Origin of the sequence: Comamonas fluminis (genome assembly GCF_019186805.1) — a bacterium.
GTDB lineage: Bacteria > Pseudomonadota > Gammaproteobacteria > Burkholderiales > Burkholderiaceae_C > Comamonas > Comamonas fluminis.
Genome location: NZ_CP066783.1, coordinates 2168995 through 2185783, shown reverse-complemented (window position 1 = coordinate 2185783; position 16789 = coordinate 2168995). Strand labels below are relative to the sequence as shown.

The following is a 16789-nucleotide window of genomic DNA, read 5'->3' as shown; positions in this document are numbered from 1 at the left end:
ATCAGCACCCCGCGGGTCTGAACTTTAGTGTCGTTCCCAGCCTCCACGGTGCAGCATCCAGCGCCCGTCCGGCCCATGGCTCCAGCCACCCTGGCGATAGGCGAAACCGGGCCGTGGTCGTTCATAACGCCCGGGGTGCCAGACATGGCGACCACCGGACCAATCCCAGAAGCCCCCGATCCAGACCGCACCCACAAAGGGCGCCACTGGCACTGTTTCCACATAAGGGGCGGGCGGCGGAACATTGGCTACGACCATATTGGAGTCGTAGTAGCCACCTCCACCATAGGCTGGCCCCACGGGTGCCACCACACAGCCCGATAGAGCGGCTGCGCCCATGGCTGCCGCCGCCAGCCAGGCGGCGGAATGGGACTTGGCGGTCTTGACGAATAGCTTGCCTTGCATGATCTCAACTCCTTTCAGCAACCCAGTGAACTACCTGGGCCAAACCTGAACAGCAGGCATTGAACACCTTCAAGACTTATGAAAAGCTGAATGCCGCCAGCGGATCACAAAACTTTGGCAGTGCTTTACCTGCCAGCCATATTTGTGAAATCAGCCGTTTCTAGACTGCTGGAAAACCCACTGGAGATGCTCATGGAACTCAAGCGCACGGCACTGATACTGAGCGTCCTCTTGCTGAGTCTGCTGATCAAGGATGTGTTCATTCCACCCGAATATCTGGAAGACCTGCTCAGCCGCTGGCTGCGCCACTGACGTCGCCCCCTGGCAAGCGGGCAAAAAGAGGCTTGGCCCTTGCTATGCTTGCGGGTTTGTTTTGCTGAAGACGTCAGAAGAGCCTCATGGTTACCACCGCTGCCCTGGTCATTCCCCTGCTTGCGCTCTGGCTCTGGTGGCCCTGCCGCATGAGCCGGCTGGCCCGCATCGCACTGGTGCTGCTGACCACTGCGGCCGGAATTTTCCCGGCCCTGCTGCTCAAGGCCGTGCAAACCGGCGCCATGGCCTATACCGATATCGCGCCGCTGCAGGTTCCCGGTGGCTGGGTGCTGGCAACGCTGCTGATGATGGCTGTGCTTGCGCTGCTGCGCGATGCTATCTGGCTGATGGGCAAGCTGCTGGCCAGGCCCCGCTGGAGCCTGAGTGCTCATTCCGCGCTGCCAACCGTCGCAGCACTGGCGATGAGCGGCGCGCTGTCAGGCCTGGGCGTTTACAACGCCCTGCAGCCGCCGCAGATCAAGGAAGTGAACATCGTCATGCCCCAACTGCCGCAAGCGCTGGAAGGGCTGCGCATTGCCGTGCTGGCCGACATCCACGCCAGCCCGGTCAACAACGCCCTTTATGTGCAAACCGTGGTAGACCGCACACTGGCCGCGCAGCCGGACCTGATCGTGCTGCCCGGCGACATGGTGGATGGTGATATTGCCAGCGGCCGTCAGAACATTGCAGCGCTGGCGCAACTTCGTGCGCCGCATGGCGTGTGGGTAGCCCCTGGCAACCACGAGTACTACAGCGGCTACGACAGCTGGATGGCCGAATTTCGCCACCTTGGTCTTAATGTGCTGGAAAACCGCATGCAGCTGATTGAAATTGGCAGCACCAAGCTGGCACTTTCCGGCATTGGTGACCCGGTGTATGGCCGCACCTCGCCCTACAACAGCAATCCTTCGGTACCCGAAGGCATTGCACCCGATGTCAGCACCGTGGCCCGCCAGGCCGCCGCGGCCAAGGCAGATTTTCATGTACTGCTGGCCCACCAGCCCAAGTTCGCCAGAGAAAACGCCGACCATGGTGTGGATCTGCAAATCTCCGGCCACACACACGGAGGCCTGATTCGCGGCATGGACCGCTGGCTGGTTGCCCCGTCAACAATGGTTTTGTGCGCGGCAGCTATGCGGTGGACAAAATGCAGCTTTTTGTGAGTTCCGGCGCAGGCCTGTGGGCTGGCTTTGCTGTCAGGCTGGGTGTTGCGCCCCATATTGAAATTCTGAAATTGCAACGTGAGGCGGCAAAGCCTTAAAAAGATGGTTTCGAGATGAAACAAATGCAGGCAAATATAGATTGATTCCGCAAAATACCTTCAATCTGTGGCATTAGCTTTAAACGAAACACAATTTTTCTCATACCCTCTGTAACTGGGCTTGCAAAGATCAGCATAAGAAAATATCTGTTTTTAAAACAAATACTTAAATCTATTAAAACCAGCAATCGCCGCCCATTAAAAAGCCGAATTGCCTGCGCACCTAAGCACTAGCACAGCCAGATGACCACCATTTGCTGACAATCTGGCGGGCGCCAATATTCACCACCCTGCATTGCCCCAGTAAGATGCTGCCAAGAATGTGACGGCTCTCTCATTGATATCCGCTCATCGCCCGCAACACTATTTACTTATTGCAGACAATGAACTGTTCTCACTGCGGTAACGCGCTGGCTGCAAACGCCAAATTCTGTAATCGCTGTGGATCACGGCAAACACCTGCAAGCCCTGCCTCAGAAACGCTTCCCTCTGCGGCAGCCACTGCCCCATCCGTACCAGCCAGCACGGCTTTTACTACTGCTGAGGCGCCCTCTGCCGCCAAAACCTGCCCTCACTGCCAGGCAGCCTGCAAACCCCAGGCCAGGTTCTGCCCGAAATGCGGGGGATCATTTGCTTCCGAAGCCTCAGCGCCCGCTATTTCAGAGCTGCCAGCCAGTTCCGGTTCGCCAGCTCCCACCCACGCTCCCGCTGTGGAGCAAAGCAACGTCATCCACACAGGGCTAACTGCAAGTACTGCAGCCACTCTGGCTACGGCAGCAGCGCCGTCCATCGCCCCCATGCCTGCGCAAGCCAGTCCCGCAGCACCACCTGAAGTGCCCGGTGCACCCGCCAGCTGGAACTCAGCAACACCTGTTCCACAGCCTGCGCCAGCCCCAATACAGGCGCCTGCTCCAGCAGCCCCCCCCGTCATAGCCGCCCCCGTATCGGCACCGGTACAGCCGCCTCGCATCGAACCCATGGCTAGCTCAGCAAGCCCGGCAGAGCACTTCAGCAGCCCTGCCACGCAGTACGCGCCACCACCCGCATTCACCGACAAGCCTGCCCCGGCCTACGCCAATGCGCCCGCCCTGCCACAGGAGCCAGCGCAGCGCAGTCAGTCCTGGATCAAATGGGTGGTTCTGGTTCTGATCATTGCGGCCATTGGCGGCGGTGTACTGCTGGCCAAGAATATGGGCGCATTCCCCGGCATGGGCGGTGCGCCCAGCCCCTCGGCCCCAGCCGTTGACAAAAATGCCATCTCCCCTGAAGACAAGGCCAAGGCTGAAGCACTGGTTGGCCCTCAGGGTGGCAGCCGGGCTAACGACCCGTCCGTAGTCACCATCAACCCGCCCGCAGGCAGTGCCGACCCGGCTGCACCTGCCGCACAACCAGCGCCCCTGGCGCCCCCTCCTCCGCCACCAGTTCAGGCACCCGTCCTGCCCGAGCCACCACCTGCAAGCGTGCAGGTGACGCAGCCCGGAACCGCCAACACCACGCCTGACGTCAAGATTGCCCCCAATCCAGTGCAGCCCAAGCCCGCACAGCGCCCCCCTGCGCAGCCCCGCCGCGGCGGCCCCTCGCTGGATGATCTGCTGGACTGAACCGAATGATTGAGACCATGAAAAACTTCAAATTCACGCGCTGGGTTCAGCTCACCACACTGGGCCTGGCTACGGCCCTTGTCAGCGGCTGTGCCACCATGGAAGAGGCATCCAACTCTTTCAGCTGCATGCTCTCCCGCGTGACCAACTCCCCCGACCCGCGCTGCGGCGGCCCCATCGTCACTGGCGGCGCCAGCGCACCACCCATTCAATCTTCGGGCGGGCAGAATGATCGCTTTGCCCGCCTGCAAACTGTGCTGGACCAGGAAGCAGCACAGGCCACTGATCTGCAAAAGCAGGCAGTACAGGCCATGCAGAAGCTGCCTGTGCGCCAGCGCGCCGTGGCAGGCCCTGTGCGCACCCGCCCCGTGCCCATTACCGATGGCCAAAGCGGCATGACCAGCCAGTTGCAGGCGTTTTCCTCGCTCAGCGTGGATATGCCTCTGGCCGCCAAGGGCCGCCCTGAGTACACCCGCGCCATGGATGCACTCAAGGAACTGGCCAATGATCTGGCGGACAACCGCGGCTCATCGACGATTCTGGTCGAGCAGGCTGAAGCCGATGTGACTGCCGGACGTGTCAACACCGCCTCCGGCACCACCCAGACCAAGAACAACAAGCCCGTCACCGTGCGCAAGAAGCTGGACTCCAATCTGCCTGCCGGGGTCGAGCGCTACACCATCGAAGCCGGAGAAATTCGCGGCAAGCTGTAATGCCAGAGATGCGCCACTGGTGTGCTGCAGTGCACACCATGGCTTTTCACACCAGTTTCTGCGCCATCTTCGCGCTGCATATCCATAGCCCGCAGGGGCTAGACCACCATCAACCACCCTCAGGACAGACATGAAAGAAGTTCAATCGTTGGGAGATATTCGCTTTGGCACGCTGGCCCGTGCTGCCGAAGGTCTGACGCAGTGGCGCCCGCTGCTGCTGGGTTTTCTGACTCTGCTGCTCACTGGCATAACCGTTTGGCTGGGTCAATTGCTGGCTATCAAGGTGTCGGCCATTTTTGCCCTCATCATGATGGTGCTGGCGTTTGTGGTGATGATGGCCGGCTTTTCGGGCGTGGGCATCATGCTCATGGATAAGGCCAAAGAGCAGCCCGTGCGCTCTTTCGCTGCAGCCGCATCCGCCGGTCTGCTGTGCCTGCCCCGGTTTTTGCTCATCGGCCTGGTCATGACCGTGGTTTTCATCGCCTACATGATCGTGGCGGCGATCTTTTACTTCCTGGGCAAGATTCCATTCATTGGTGGTGTCATTGCCTTCATTGCCCACCCGGTTCTGGTGCTGGTGTTTGCCGCTGTTCTGGTGGCCTTTATCTGGGTCATTGGCCCGCTGATGGCACCGGCACTGTGGAGCGGCCTGCCCGTCAAGGCAGCCCTGGGCAATGTGATTACCATTGCCCGCAAGCGCCTCATTGAAGTGGTGCTGATGGAAGTGGTGCTCTACGTCATCCTGACGCTGATCTGCGTGCTGCTGTTTGCAGGCCTGGTGCCCGCCACCGCTTCGCTCACAAGCATGGGCATATCCATCATGGCTGACTCCAATGCCTTGATGGGCATGGCTATGGGTATGGGTGGCGGCGGCTTCAACCCCGCAAGCATGCTGTATGCCGGTGGCAATAGCTGGGGCCTGGTGGCAGGTCTTGGCGTGCTGTACTGCGTGGTGGGTGCGCTGCTGACGCAAGTGGCCATCATGGGCATGAACCTGATTTACCTGCAGGCCCGTGGCAACCTCAACCCGGAAGACGCCGAAGGCGCGCTGAACGACTTTATGGGCGATATGCGCAAAAAGGCCGCAGAAGCCAAGGACCTGGCACGCCAGACTGCGCAAGACCTGTCGGCCAAGAAAAATGGCAACGACAACGCGGCTGAAACACCGCCCGCAGCAGCCCCAGCCCAGGGCTTTCAGACTCCGCAAGAGCACAGCCCTGCGGCATACGGCGCAAGCACAGCAGCCGCAGGCTTTGCAGCGGGTAGCATAAGCAGCACCCAGCCATCGGCCGCAGACAGTGCGCACCTGGAATCCATGGCACGCGAGCAAGCCATGGCGGCAGAAAAAGCACGCTTTGAAGCAGAAGCCCAGGCTGCACGCCAGCGTGCCGAAGCCGAAGCTGCCGAACGCGCCGCCACTGAACGAGCCACAGCTGAACGTGCCGCCCAGGAGCGTGCCCAGGCTGCAGAGCAAGCAGCCCGCGAACAAGCACAGGCCCAGGCTGCCGCTGAAGAAGCGCGCCGCAATGCCGAAGCACAGGCGGCACAACAAGCTGCTGCACAGGCCGCAGAACAGGCACGCCAGCGTGAACAAGCTGAAGCCGCTGAGCGCGCTGCCCGTGAACAAGCCCAGGCCCAGGCTGCCGCCGAAGAAGCCCGCCGCAATGCCGAAGCACAAGCGGCACAACAAGCTGCTGCGCAGGCCGCCGAACAGGCACGCCTGCGCGAGCAGGCTGAAGCCGCTGAGCGCGCCGCCCGTGAACGAGCACAAGCGGCCGAGCAAGCTGCCCGCGAACGCGCCGAAGCGCAGGCTGCAGCACAGGCGGCGGAACAAGCCCGCCTGCGTGAGCAAGCAGAGGCACAAGCCCGGCAGCAGGCTGAACGCGAGGCCGCTGAACGTGAAGCAGCCCGAGTCAGGGCACAAGCGGAAGCCGAAGCTAAAGCCAAGCTGGCGGCAGCCTCACCCAGCTGCCCGTCCTGCCACGCTCAGGTCACTGCAGACGATATGTTCTGCGGCGAATGCGGACACCGGCTTAAGTAAAAAGCATAGCGCCATGCGCTGAACAATAAAGGGGTTGACGCATGTTGAATGCCTCAGCCCCTTTTTTACACACGACCCGCCTTGCGCGGGTATTTTTTTGCGCACCAGCGCGTGCTGCTCGCCCCTCAACCCAGCCGATAGCTGGAAACCGTGGCCGAATCCATAAAGCCATGCTGATGAAACACGCGCTGCGCCGCATCCTCTCCGGCAGCCCCCACAGCCACCATCAGCGGCAGCAAATGCTCTTCACGCGGGTGCGCAATGCGGGCGGCAGGCGCACGGGTCCATTCCGCCAGCTGCTGGCTACGCTGCGCAGCTGGCAACTCCATCAAGGTGCGGGCCAGCCAGTCGTCAAACAGCTTTGAAGGCGCATGGCCCGCCGGGCCAAAGGTGCGCATATTGTGGTAACTGGCGCCACTGCCCAAAATCAGCACGCCCTGCTTGCGCAGCGGCGCAAGAATGCGCCCCAGCGCCAGGTGCTCACCGGCATTCAGGCTGGCGCGCAGACTGAGCTGCACCACCGGCACATCAGCCTGCGGGTAAATCAGGTGCAGGGGCACAAACGCGCCGTGGTCGAAGCCACGCTGCCCATCCTGCGCGCAAACCATGCCTGCACCTTGCAGCAGGGCTGTGACTTGCGAGGCCAGTTCCGGGTCTCCGGCTGCCGGGTATTGCACGGCATAGGTATCCGCAGGAAAGCCGCTGTAGTCATACAGCATGGCGGGCCGGGCGGCCGTTTGCACCGTGAACTCGGCCTCTTCCCAGTGCGCGGAAATCAAGAGCACTGCGCGGGGCCTCTGCCCGATCTGGGCAGGCATGGCGCGCAGCGACTGGGCCAGCTGCGCATGCCAGGGCAGCCACTGCGGCACCCACGGCCAGGGGCCGCCACCGTGGGTGACAAAGTACACAGGCATGGTGACCTGGGCATGGCCGTCAGCGGCCTCTGGGCCCTGGCCGGAAACCGCGTTGGTCTGTGGATCGTTCATGACAGGCTGCTCTCCATAATTCAGCAGCCTAAGCCGGTTGCGATGTGCCGCGCACCGTCCAAACAGAGGGGGCGGCGCTTTCTGTCTCATCCATGCCAGCCTGACCATGTGCCTCGTTGCTGCAACCTCATTTACAGCCCATGCAGCAAGTGCTGCGATACTGCATCACCCTTGGCATGCACCGGCTTCAGCCTTCCCGACTCATGAGTGAAACCTATTCTGTTCTCGTCCATTTGCAACGCACTGTGGTGCTGGACGCCTATGTCTCCGTTCCCGTTACCGAAGAGCTGCTGAGGCAAGAGGCCGATGGCAGCCACCGCCTGAATACCGACAAGCTTTTTGCCGCCGCACGCGAACTCGGCAATGATCGCCGCGTTGACTGGCAGGTCGAAAGCTCTGACACCCAGGTGCATGGCATTCAAAAGCCGCTGCCGGAAGACCGCGTGACGTTCAACCCGTTTCTGGCGGATGGTGAGGCTGATGAAAGCCCCGACCAGAAACAGAACCCCGATCAAAGTTAAGGGCCAGGGGTTCAGAATCCCCAAAGGCCTGGGCGCAAATGGCTGCGCGACGGCAGCAGAGGCGGCTACTGCACCGCAAACAAAAATGGCTGCTACCCATTCGGCAGCAGCCATCCTTGATTGAAAGCGCTTTTCAGCGATTCAAATTAAGCCGCGAAATTCGACTCGGCAAACTTCCAGTTCACCAGCTTGTCGAAGAAGGTTTCGACAAACTTGGGACGTGCATTGCGGTAGTCGATGTAGTAGGCATGTTCCCAGACGTCCACGGTCAGCAGAGCCTTGTCACCAGTGGTCAGAGGGGTGCCAGCCGCGCCCATGTTCACGATGTCCACGGAGCCGTCAGCCTTCTTCACCAGCCATGTCCAGCCAGAGCCGAAGTTGCCGACGGCGGAAGCCACGAAAGCCTTCTTAAAGTCGGCGTAGGAGCCCCACTTCTTGTTGATGGCGTCAGCCAGGGCGCCTGTGGGTTCTGCACCGCCGTTAGGGGTCATGCAGTTCCAGAAGAAGGTGTGGTTCCAGATCTGGGCAGCCTGGTTGTAGATGCCGCCGGAAGACTTCTTGATGACTTCTTCCAGGTCCATGTTTTCAAACTCGGTACCCACTTGCAGCTCGTTGAGCTTGACCACATAAGCATTGTGGTGCTTGCCGTGGTGGTACTCCAGAGTTTCCTGGCTGTAGGCAGGAGCCAGGGCGTCGATGGCGTATGGCAGTGGGGGCAGAGTGCGTTCCATGATGGTTTTCCTCGTGGTTGAAATTGTGGTGCTGCCACGCACCCCTTGCGGGGCTGCGCAGCCGCTGGCGATAAAGCCGTTGTGCCTGCTTGTGGGCCCGCCGTGCGGCGAGCTCATTGCTGTACTACAGCCGTCAAGTATTGCACTAACCGGGCCATTGTAGAAACAAATGAGGCCATGGTCGCCGTTCAACAAGACTATTGCATGACAGGGTCAAAGCACATGCTCACCGCCTACAGGCCATGTGGCCTTGAATGAAGGCTGACAAAAGCCTCTTGCACATCTCTTGCGCAAAAGTGATCTGATGCAGAAGCCAGCGCCCGCTGCAGGGTATGCAGGGCTGCCGACCTACAGCAGACGTGGCTGGGTAACGACCAGGTCCAGAGTGCCGTCAGACAGCTGCGCCTTCAGCGCGCTGCCTGCACTGGCCTGCCCCGTCTTGGTCACGGGCTTGCCAGCGTCGTCGGTCAGCAGGGCATAGCCGCGCTGCAGCACCAGTCGCGGGTCCAGCAATTGCAGGCGCAGGTCCATGCGGTCCAGTTGCTGCTTTTGCTGCTCAAGACTGCGCTGCAAAACCTGTGGCAAATTCGCCTGCAGCGCTTTCTGGTTCTGCGACATCTGCTGCAATTTAATGAGCATTCCATGGCGCAGCCGCTGTGCCTGACGCGATAGCTGCAACTGCTCTCGCGCCAGTTGCTGGCTGGGCCTGCCCAAGCGCTGCCCTGCCAGATCAAGACGCTGGGCCTGCCGATCCAGCAGGCGCTGGGCGGCATTCTCCAGCCGGTCCTGCATCAGCGCCAGCGCCCCCAGCCAGACCTCACGCGGCTGGGCCACCAGTTCGGCTGCGGCTGTGGGCGTGGGCGCACGCAGGTCGGCGCAGAAATCGGCAATGGTGAAATCTGTCTCGTGCCCCACCCCGCTAATCAGCGGCACCGGGCTTTGCACAATGGTGCGCGCCAGCTGTTCATCGTTGAAAGACCAGAGGTCTTCCAGCGAGCCACCACCGCGCACCAGCAAGATGGTGTCAATGATGGGGCGGCTGGAATTAGGCACCGAATCCGCCTCAAGCGCTTGCCCATCAAGCGCCATGCGATACATTTTTAATAGCGCCTGCACCAGCGACTGAGGTGCTTGCGCGCCCTGAACCAGCGCAGGAACAATCACCACCGGAATATGCGGCACGCGGCGGCGCAAGGCCGTGACCACATCATGCAAAGCGGCCGCCCCCAGCGACGTGACCACGCCAATGCCCCGGGGCAGCGGCGGCAGGCTGCGCTTGCGCCCGGCGTCAAACAGGCCTTCGGACTCCAGCTGGGCTTTCAGGCGCAGAAACTGCTCAAACAGCGCCCCCTGGCCTGCGCGCTGCATGGTCTCCACCACCAGCTGCAGGTCGCCGCGCTGCTCATAGACCCCGAGACGGCCGCGCACTTCGACCAGTTCGCCATCGCGTGGCGCAAAGCCCACATGCTCTGCAGCACGGCGAAACATGGCGCAGCGAATCTGGCCGCTGGCGTCCTTGAGGTTGAAGTAACAATGCCCGCTGGCTGCGCGCGAGAAGCCACTTAACTCCCCGCGCACCGCAACCGGGTTGAAGCGCGCCTGCAAGGCATCACCAATGGCGTGGCACAGCGCGCCAACTTCCCACACATGTGGCGTGGGCACTGGCCTGGAACTTTCAAACATTGAATTCATGCGGTGTTAAGCAAGATTTGCGCGGGCGGATTTTTCCACAGATCGGGCTGCCCAGCGCCAGCATGGGCAATGTAAACAAGAATGAATCCAGCAAGGCAACAACAAATTGCAAGTTATTGATTTTTATTGAGTTATCACTATTCACACGCCTGCCAAAATTGTCATGTGCCTGCGACTGCGCAACAGCATCGATGGGCAGGACGCACTAGCACACAAAGTTATCCACAGAAATATGTGTTATAGGCGCGTGAGACTGCTTGCTGGCCGCCTGCAGGACATGACGCCAGCCCTTTGCCTGCATGCGGACTGCGCTGGCGCAAACCGAGGGTCATCCGCAACACAAATACAGGCTGAGGCGGTGCGGCGCTGGGTCATAATCGCCGACTGCAATTTCGAACGACGAGGGAGAGCAACGTTGCTGTCAATCATACAAGCCGCAGGATGGCCCATCTGGCCTTTGATTGCCTGCTCGATTCTGGCCCTGGCCCTGATTTTTGAGCGCTTTGCTGCGCTCAAGGCCAGCAAGGTCGCCCCAGCCAATCTGCTCAATGAAGCGATTTCGGTGTCCGCCAAAAGCCTGCCCAGCAGCGAAACCACACAGCAGCTGGCGCAAAGCTCGGTGCTGGGTGGGGTGCTGGCTTCGGGCCTGAACACGCTGCAAGCCCACCCCGACAGCAGCGAAGACGAGCTGCGCGCCGCCATGGAAGGCGCGGGCCGCGCTGCCGCCCACAAGCTGGAAAAATACCTGAGCGCCTTGGCCACCATTGCGTCTGCAGCTCCTCTTTTAGGACTGCTGGGCACCGTGATTGGCATGATCGAGATCTTTGGCTCGCAGACTGGCGGCGGCGCTGTCGGCGGCGGCAACCCTGCGCAACTGGCGCACGGCATCTCGATTGCGCTGTACAACACGGCGTTTGGCCTGATCGTGGCCATCCCCACGCTGATCTTCTGGCGCTATTTCCGCGCCCGTGTTGACGGCTATCTGCTGAGCATGGAGCTGGCGTCCGAGCAGTTTGTGCGCCACCTGGGCCGCCTGAAACTGGCCAAGTAAGCGGAAAGCGCTCACCATGAACTTCCGTCCCCGTCACCGCGATGATCCCGAGATCAATCTGATCCCCTTCATCGACGTGCTGCTGGTGGTGCTCATCTTTCTGATGCTCTCCACCACTTACAGCAAGTTCACCGAGCTGGAGCTGACGCTGCCCGTGGCAGACGCCGAGCTGCAGCGCGACCGGCCCAAGGAAATCATTGTGGCCGTGGCCGCTGATGGCCGTTACGCCGTCAACAAGCAGACGCTGGACGACCGCACCATGGATGCCGTGGCCGCCGCCCTCGCTGGCGCCGCTGCAGCAGGCAAGGACAGTGTGGTCATCATCAGCGCCGATGCCACCGCCCCCCACCAGTCGGTGGTGACGGTGATGGAAGCCGCACGCCGTGCGGGCCTGTCACAAATTACGTTTGCGACACAAAAGTCCACAGGCGCCAAGCCCTGATTGCCCACAGCTCTGGCCTATCATGGGCCATTCACATTGCTGGGGCGGGTATGCAGAAATGGCTGGGCACCTTGATGCTGCTGGGTGTTGGTATGGAAATGGGCCTGGGCCTCAGTTTTGCGGCTGCAGCCCAGCCCCTTGGCCCCGAAGCGGGCAGCATCACCGCCTGCACCCCCAACCCGCAAAGCGCTGCCATTACCGAGCCCTACGACGGCTACCAGGCCACGGGCTACAAAGGCTCGATGGAGCCTGACAAGGCCTGGTTTGCCGCGGTCAAGACGGTGAGCCTGCCCAATGGCGGCAAGCGCTTTGTCTTGCGCAATGCGCCCGCCAAACCCCAGATCGCTTTTGAATCCATCGAAACCCTGGCCCTGGGTGGCAAGGCCGTGGGGTTTATCGCCTATCGCCAGGGCTGCGGCGAACTGCTGGATGCCAAGGGACAGTCACTGGGCGTTCCAGCTTTCGACGCGCTGCAAGTCGACCTCCCCAGCCGGGACCTGCCCCACAGTGTGCTGCTCAAGCGCACCGTTGTTGTCACAAAGCCGGGGGCCGAGCCCGAAACCGCCAATTCCTATGTGCGCTTCACGCGGGGCAAGCTGGTAGCCAGTTCGCCCCACCAGTATTTGCTGGGGGATGGACTGGCCTCCATCAGCTCGGCCAATAGCGAGCTCGACGCCAGCAACCTGCGCGCCGTTCACATCAGCGAGCCGGTTGGCGCAGGCATTCTGGACCTGGCCAGCCTGCACGAGCTGCTGCAGCCGCGCTGGAGCGGTGTGGGACAGGTCATCAATGCGCTGGGAAAGGTCGATAAAAACGGCCAGCTCACACCAAGATTTCTGCTGGCCATGGATAGCCAGGGTCTGCACCTTCACACGGCGCAGGGCCAGCCCATTGCACTGCCACGCTTTGACCATATTGAAATGTGGCCGAACTGGCTACCAAGCCCTGCTGGCAATGGCAATGGAAATGGCAAGCGCAAAGCGCCCGACAATCCGCCCCTGCTGATTCAGACGCAGGAACTCAAGGCAGACAAAACGCCGCAAAGCTGCCGCCTGTACAACGAAGCCCTGCAGCCACTGGTCGATGAGCCAGTGCCCGGCAGCTACTGCCCGCGGCGCAGCGGCCGTGACAGCCCGTATTTCGCCTACTCCACCGCGGCAGGCACCCAGGTCTTTCTCAAGCAGCGCAGCGACCAGTTGCTGACTCTGCAGCGCGTTGGCCGCAACATCAAAGGCAAGCTGATCTACCCACTGGACAGCGGCGCCTTGCTGCTGCAATCCGGCGAGCAGACATCACAGCCCACCTACCGACTGGTTACGCCGCAGGGCGCCGACATTGCGGAGCGCAGCTTTGATACAGCGGAGCTGATTGGCGGCGGCCAGATCGTCGTCACCCGTGGCAAGCAGCGCTGGATGCTGCGCCAGGATGGCAGCCTCTCCACCACCATGACCCGCCCGTTCAGCTGAACCCAGGTCTGTGCCGCTGCGCTGCACTGAGGGTGCAGGGTGCGGGCTGCAGACTTGAATCCGCTTCAAGCGCAGATAGTGATTGCGCAAGGCGCTCTCATCTCCATAGCGCGTGGCTTGCTGACGGTATGATCGAGGCTCTGTACTCTCGCACTCACCACCCCGCTTTCCATGCCATCGACCTCCTCGCCCAGCACCCAACGCACCGCCCCCCAGACGGGTCTGCGTGCTGTCTGGCGCCATCGGGGGCTGGGCGCATGGCTGCTGTGGCCGTTATCCGGCCTGTATGGTGCGCTGCAAGGCTGGAACGCCCGCCGCATGCGCCGCCGCCAGCAAAGCACAGGCCTGCCCGTGATCGTGGTGGGCAATGTGATTGCGGGCGGCGCGGGCAAAACCCCCGTCACCCAGGCCGTGGTGGCCCATCTGCAGGCGGCAGGCTGGACGCCGGGCATCCTCTCTCGCGGCTATGGCCGCAAGACCGACGACTGCCGCGAAGCCCTGCCGGACACCCCCGCCAGCGAAGTGGGGGACGAGCCCGCCCTGCTGGCCCGCAGCACTGGCGTGCCCGTCTTTGTGGCGGCCCAGCGACTGGAGGCCGCCCGCGCGCTGCGCCAGAAGTATCCGCAGGTGGATGTTCTCGTCAGTGACGACGGGCTGCAGCACCTGGCCATGGCCCGCGATATAGAGCTGTGCGTGTTCAACGACGAAGGCGTGGGCAACGGCTTTTTGCTGCCCGCTGGCCCGCTGCGCGAACCCTGGCCCCGCGATGTAACGGCCACGCTGTACGCAGGCCAGCCGCCGCAGCCCGCTGGCACGGCCCCCGCTTTTGCCCTGCAGCGCCAGTTGGCAGACCACGCCCGCAATGGCCTGGGCCAGCGCTGCGCACTGCGCGACCTTCAAGGCCAGCCCCTAGAAGCCGTGGCTGCGGTGGCCAGACCCGAATCTTTTTTCGCCATGCTCGGGGCGCAGGGATTGACGCTGGGCGCCACCCAGTCTTTGCCAGATCACTATGATTTCGAGAGCTTCTCACGTAAGTTGGACAGTGGCTCAGCCTTGATTTGCACCGAAAAAGATGCTGTCAAGCTGTGGCACACGCACCCCGAAGCCTGGGCTGTGCCGCTGCAACTGTCGCTGCCGCCCGCGTTCTGGGCCTTGCTGGACGCCAAACTCGCCAGTGTTTGAACACCATTGGTCTGCCAGCCTCTCCGGGCTGACTATCATTAGCGCCAGTTTCCAAATTTCGCAGTCCACCCTCCGGACCGCGCCCACTATTGATTGCAGGATTTCTCATGGACGCCAAACTTCTTGAACTGCTGGTCTGCCCCGTCACCAAAGGCCCGCTGCGTTTCGACCGCGAGCACCAGGAACTCATCAGCCACAGCGCACGTCTGGCCTACCCCGTGCGCGACGGCATTCCTGTGCTGCTGGAAAACGAAGCCCGCACGCTGACGGATGATGAGCTGGAAGACAGCCTCTGAGCGGCTTCGTGCCTTCCCCTGACCAGCCCTCTGTGAACAGTTTCCTATTCCCATGTCCTATACGGTACTGATTCCCGCCCGCCTGTCCTCCAGCCGCCTGCCCGGCAAGCCGCTGGCCGATATCGGCGGTCTGCCCATGGTGGTTCGCGTCGCCCAGCGTGCAGCCCTGGCTGGTGCTGCGCGCTGCGTGGTGGCCGGTGACGATGAAAGCATTGTTGCGGCCTGCGCCCAGCACGGTATTGAAGCCATCCTGACCCGCAAGGACCACGCCAGCGGCAGCGACCGCCTGGCCGAAGCCTGCGAGCAACTAGGCCTCTCGGGCGACGATGTGGTGGTCAATGTGCAGGGCGACGAGCCGCTGATCGACCCCCAACTGATCGACGCCGTGGCCCAGCTGCTGCTGGCCCGCCCCGAAGCCAGCATGGGCACCGCCGCCCACCCCATCGAGACGCTGGCCGACTATCGCAACCCGAATGTGGTCAAGGTCGTGTGCGATGCCAGCGGTCTGGCCAGCTATTTCAGCCGTGCGCCCATCCCCTTCTCGCGCGACCATGCCGATGAAGCGTGGTGGAAGACCGTGACGGCCAGCAATGGTCACGCAGGTTTCACACCGCTGCGCCATATTGGCATCTATAGCTACAAGGCCGGTTTTCTGCGCGACTTCCCCCGCCTGTCCGCCGCGCCAACCGAGGCCATGGAACAGCTGGAGCAACTGCGCGCCCTGTGGCATGGCCACCGCATTGCCGTGCACATCACACCCGATGCGCCGGGCGCCGGTGTGGATACACCAGAAGACCTGGAGCGCGTGCGCGCCCTGTTTGCGGGCTGAGCTTGCGCGCTGAAAGCGCCTGCCGAAAGCGCCTGCCTGAAGCCCGTTCGCTGGCCGCAGCTGGCAGAGTTTTCGGCAGGCTGGGCCCTGCCCACCGCAAGCTGACGGATTCAGACAATCTGGTGATGAGTTGTCATGCCTCATCGCCGCCTGCCCTCTGAAACGCGGGGCTGTGGGCAGATATCCGGGTTAACAGGGATGCCCGGAATACATGGCAGCAAAAGCTTCTGGGGTGCTGCAGTGCTCTTTTTGACCCCTGCGCCATACCAGTCAAGCGCTGACAGCTATACTTTTATCTAGTCCAAATAGCGCATGCATTGCGTGGCAAGACTGGATTACAACTACAGCAGTCGCGCAGGCGATAAATGCTGCGCGGGTCATGGCCGCACTTGTGACAGTCTTGACCCAGGTCTGTAAGCCTGTGTTGGTCTTGTGCGTGCTATCCTTGCCCGCGAAAAATATGGCCCGAGGATGACAGGCGTCCACCCGCCTGCTCTGGTCCGCAAGAATTTCTACTCTCCTCAAGGATTTCCATGAAACTGATTTTGTTGGGTGCTCCCGGCGCCGGCAAAGGCACTCAGGCCGCCTTCATCTGCCAAAAGTACGGTATCCCTCAAATCTCCACTGGCGACATGCTGCGCGCTGCCGTCAAGGCTGGCACCCCTCTGGGTCTGCAAGCCAAGGCCGTGATGGACGCTGGCCAGCTGGTCAGCGACGATCTGATCATCAATCTGGTCAAGGAGCGCATTGCCCAGGCCGATTGCGCCAATGGTTTCCTGTTTGACGGTTTCCCCCGCACCATTCCTCAGGCTGATGCCATGAAGGCAGCCGGCGTGAAGCTGGACTACGTGCTGGAAATCGACGTGCCTTTCGAAGCCATCATCGAACGCATGAGCGGCCGCCGCAGCCACCCCGCATCGGGCCGCACCTATCACATCAAGTTCAACGCCCCCAAGGTGGAAGGCAAGGACGACGTGACCGGTGAAGACCTGGTGCAGCGCGAAGACGACAAGGAAGAAACCGTCAAGAAGCGTCTGGATGTGTACAGCAGCCAGACCCGCCCTCTGGTCGATTACTACCAGAACTGGGCTGCCAAGGACGCTGCCAGCGCCCCCCAATACCGCGCCATCAGCGGCATGGGCTCCGTGGAAGAAATCACCGAACGCGCTCTGGCTGCTCTGGCCAAGTAAGCTCGGCTTTCGCCCTCAACAAAAAAGCACCCCCTCGGGTGCTTTTTTGTTGCTTCACGCTTATACATCA

Annotated in this window: 16 protein-coding genes and 1 pseudogene; 13 read left to right on the top strand and 4 right to left on the bottom strand. The window is 61.7% G+C overall.

Annotated features, from left to right (window positions below):
- Positions 1-24: 24 nt before the first annotated feature.
- On the bottom strand, positions 25-405 hold the full coding sequence (locus JDW18_RS10435) for a YXWGXW repeat-containing protein (protein WP_218243538.1): 381 nt from the start codon (positions 403-405) through the stop codon (positions 25-27).
- A gap of 398 nt (positions 406-803) precedes the next feature.
- On the opposite strand from JDW18_RS10435, the gene JDW18_RS10430 reads away from it, so the two are divergent.
- The 5 genes and pseudogenes from JDW18_RS10430 (at position 804) to JDW18_RS10415 (ending at position 6333) form a co-directional block, all read left to right on the top strand.
- Positions 804-1880, top strand: a complete 1077-nt coding sequence (locus JDW18_RS10430) for a metallophosphoesterase (protein WP_246610435.1) — start codon at positions 804-806, stop codon at positions 1878-1880.
- Between the two features lie 481 nt (positions 1881-2361).
- Positions 2362-2541, top strand: a pseudogene (locus tag JDW18_RS22580) (zinc-ribbon domain-containing protein); the annotation flags it as partial.
- Positions 2542-2955: 414 nt separating this feature from the next.
- Complete coding sequence (locus JDW18_RS22575) at positions 2956-3579, top strand: zinc ribbon domain-containing protein (protein WP_246610593.1); 624 nt, start codon at positions 2956-2958, stop codon at positions 3577-3579.
- A 17-nt stretch (positions 3580-3596) separates the two neighbouring features.
- Positions 3597-4292, top strand: a complete 696-nt coding sequence (locus tag JDW18_RS10420; RefSeq protein WP_218243536.1) for a hypothetical protein — start codon at positions 3597-3599, stop codon at positions 4290-4292.
- 130 nt (positions 4293-4422) lie between these two features.
- On the top strand, positions 4423-6333 hold the full coding sequence (locus tag JDW18_RS10415; RefSeq protein WP_218243535.1) for a zinc ribbon domain-containing protein: 1911 nt from the start codon (positions 4423-4425) through the stop codon (positions 6331-6333).
- 125 nt (positions 6334-6458) lie between these two features.
- On the opposite strand, the gene JDW18_RS10410 is transcribed toward JDW18_RS10415, so the two are convergent.
- Positions 6459-7319 (bottom strand): DODA-type extradiol aromatic ring-opening family dioxygenase, encoded by an 861-nt coding sequence (locus tag JDW18_RS10410; RefSeq protein WP_425514789.1) that lies wholly within the window; start codon positions 7317-7319, stop codon positions 6459-6461.
- Between the two features lie 203 nt (positions 7320-7522).
- Between JDW18_RS10410 and JDW18_RS10405 the strand changes: the two genes are divergently transcribed.
- Positions 7523-7840: a hypothetical protein gene (locus JDW18_RS10405; protein WP_218243534.1), complete on the top strand. Its 318-nt coding sequence runs from the start codon at positions 7523-7525 to the stop codon at positions 7838-7840.
- 146 nt (positions 7841-7986) lie between these two features.
- Here JDW18_RS10405 and JDW18_RS10400 read toward each other — a convergent pair whose 3' ends face one another.
- Positions 7987-8571, bottom strand: coding sequence for a superoxide dismutase (locus tag JDW18_RS10400; RefSeq protein WP_218243533.1), 585 nt, complete (start codon positions 8569-8571; stop codon positions 7987-7989).
- 348 nt (positions 8572-8919) lie between these two features.
- Complete coding sequence (gene xseA / locus JDW18_RS10395; RefSeq protein WP_218243532.1) at positions 8920-10254, bottom strand: exodeoxyribonuclease VII large subunit; 1335 nt, start codon at positions 10252-10254, stop codon at positions 8920-8922.
- A 424-nt stretch (positions 10255-10678) separates the two neighbouring features.
- Between xseA and JDW18_RS10390 the strand changes: the two genes are divergently transcribed.
- The 7 genes from JDW18_RS10390 (at position 10679) to adk (ending at position 16719) form a co-directional block, all read left to right on the top strand.
- On the top strand, positions 10679-11314 hold the full coding sequence (locus JDW18_RS10390) for a MotA/TolQ/ExbB proton channel family protein (protein ID WP_218243531.1): 636 nt from the start codon (positions 10679-10681) through the stop codon (positions 11312-11314).
- Positions 11315-11330: 16 nt separating this feature from the next.
- The gene (locus JDW18_RS10385) at positions 11331-11756 is read left to right on the top strand and encodes an ExbD/TolR family protein (protein WP_218243530.1); all 426 of its coding nucleotides are present in this window, start codon (positions 11331-11333) and stop codon (positions 11754-11756) included.
- Positions 11757-11806: 50 nt separating this feature from the next.
- Complete coding sequence (locus JDW18_RS10380; RefSeq protein WP_218243529.1) at positions 11807-13222, top strand: hypothetical protein; 1416 nt, start codon at positions 11807-11809, stop codon at positions 13220-13222.
- A gap of 171 nt (positions 13223-13393) precedes the next feature.
- Positions 13394-14404, top strand: coding sequence for a tetraacyldisaccharide 4'-kinase (lpxK, locus tag JDW18_RS10375; RefSeq protein WP_218243528.1), 1011 nt, complete (start codon positions 13394-13396; stop codon positions 14402-14404).
- 107 nt (positions 14405-14511) lie between these two features.
- Positions 14512-14700 (top strand): Trm112 family protein, encoded by a 189-nt coding sequence (locus tag JDW18_RS10370; RefSeq protein WP_218243527.1) that lies wholly within the window; start codon positions 14512-14514, stop codon positions 14698-14700.
- 52 nt (positions 14701-14752) lie between these two features.
- A complete protein-coding gene (gene kdsB / locus JDW18_RS10365) occupies positions 14753-15529 on the top strand; it encodes a 3-deoxy-manno-octulosonate cytidylyltransferase (RefSeq protein WP_218243526.1) in 777 nt (258 codons plus the stop codon).
- A gap of 533 nt (positions 15530-16062) precedes the next feature.
- The gene (gene adk, locus JDW18_RS10360; RefSeq protein ID WP_218243525.1) at positions 16063-16719 is read left to right on the top strand and encodes an adenylate kinase; all 657 of its coding nucleotides are present in this window, start codon (positions 16063-16065) and stop codon (positions 16717-16719) included.
- Positions 16720-16789 lie beyond the last annotated feature (70 nt).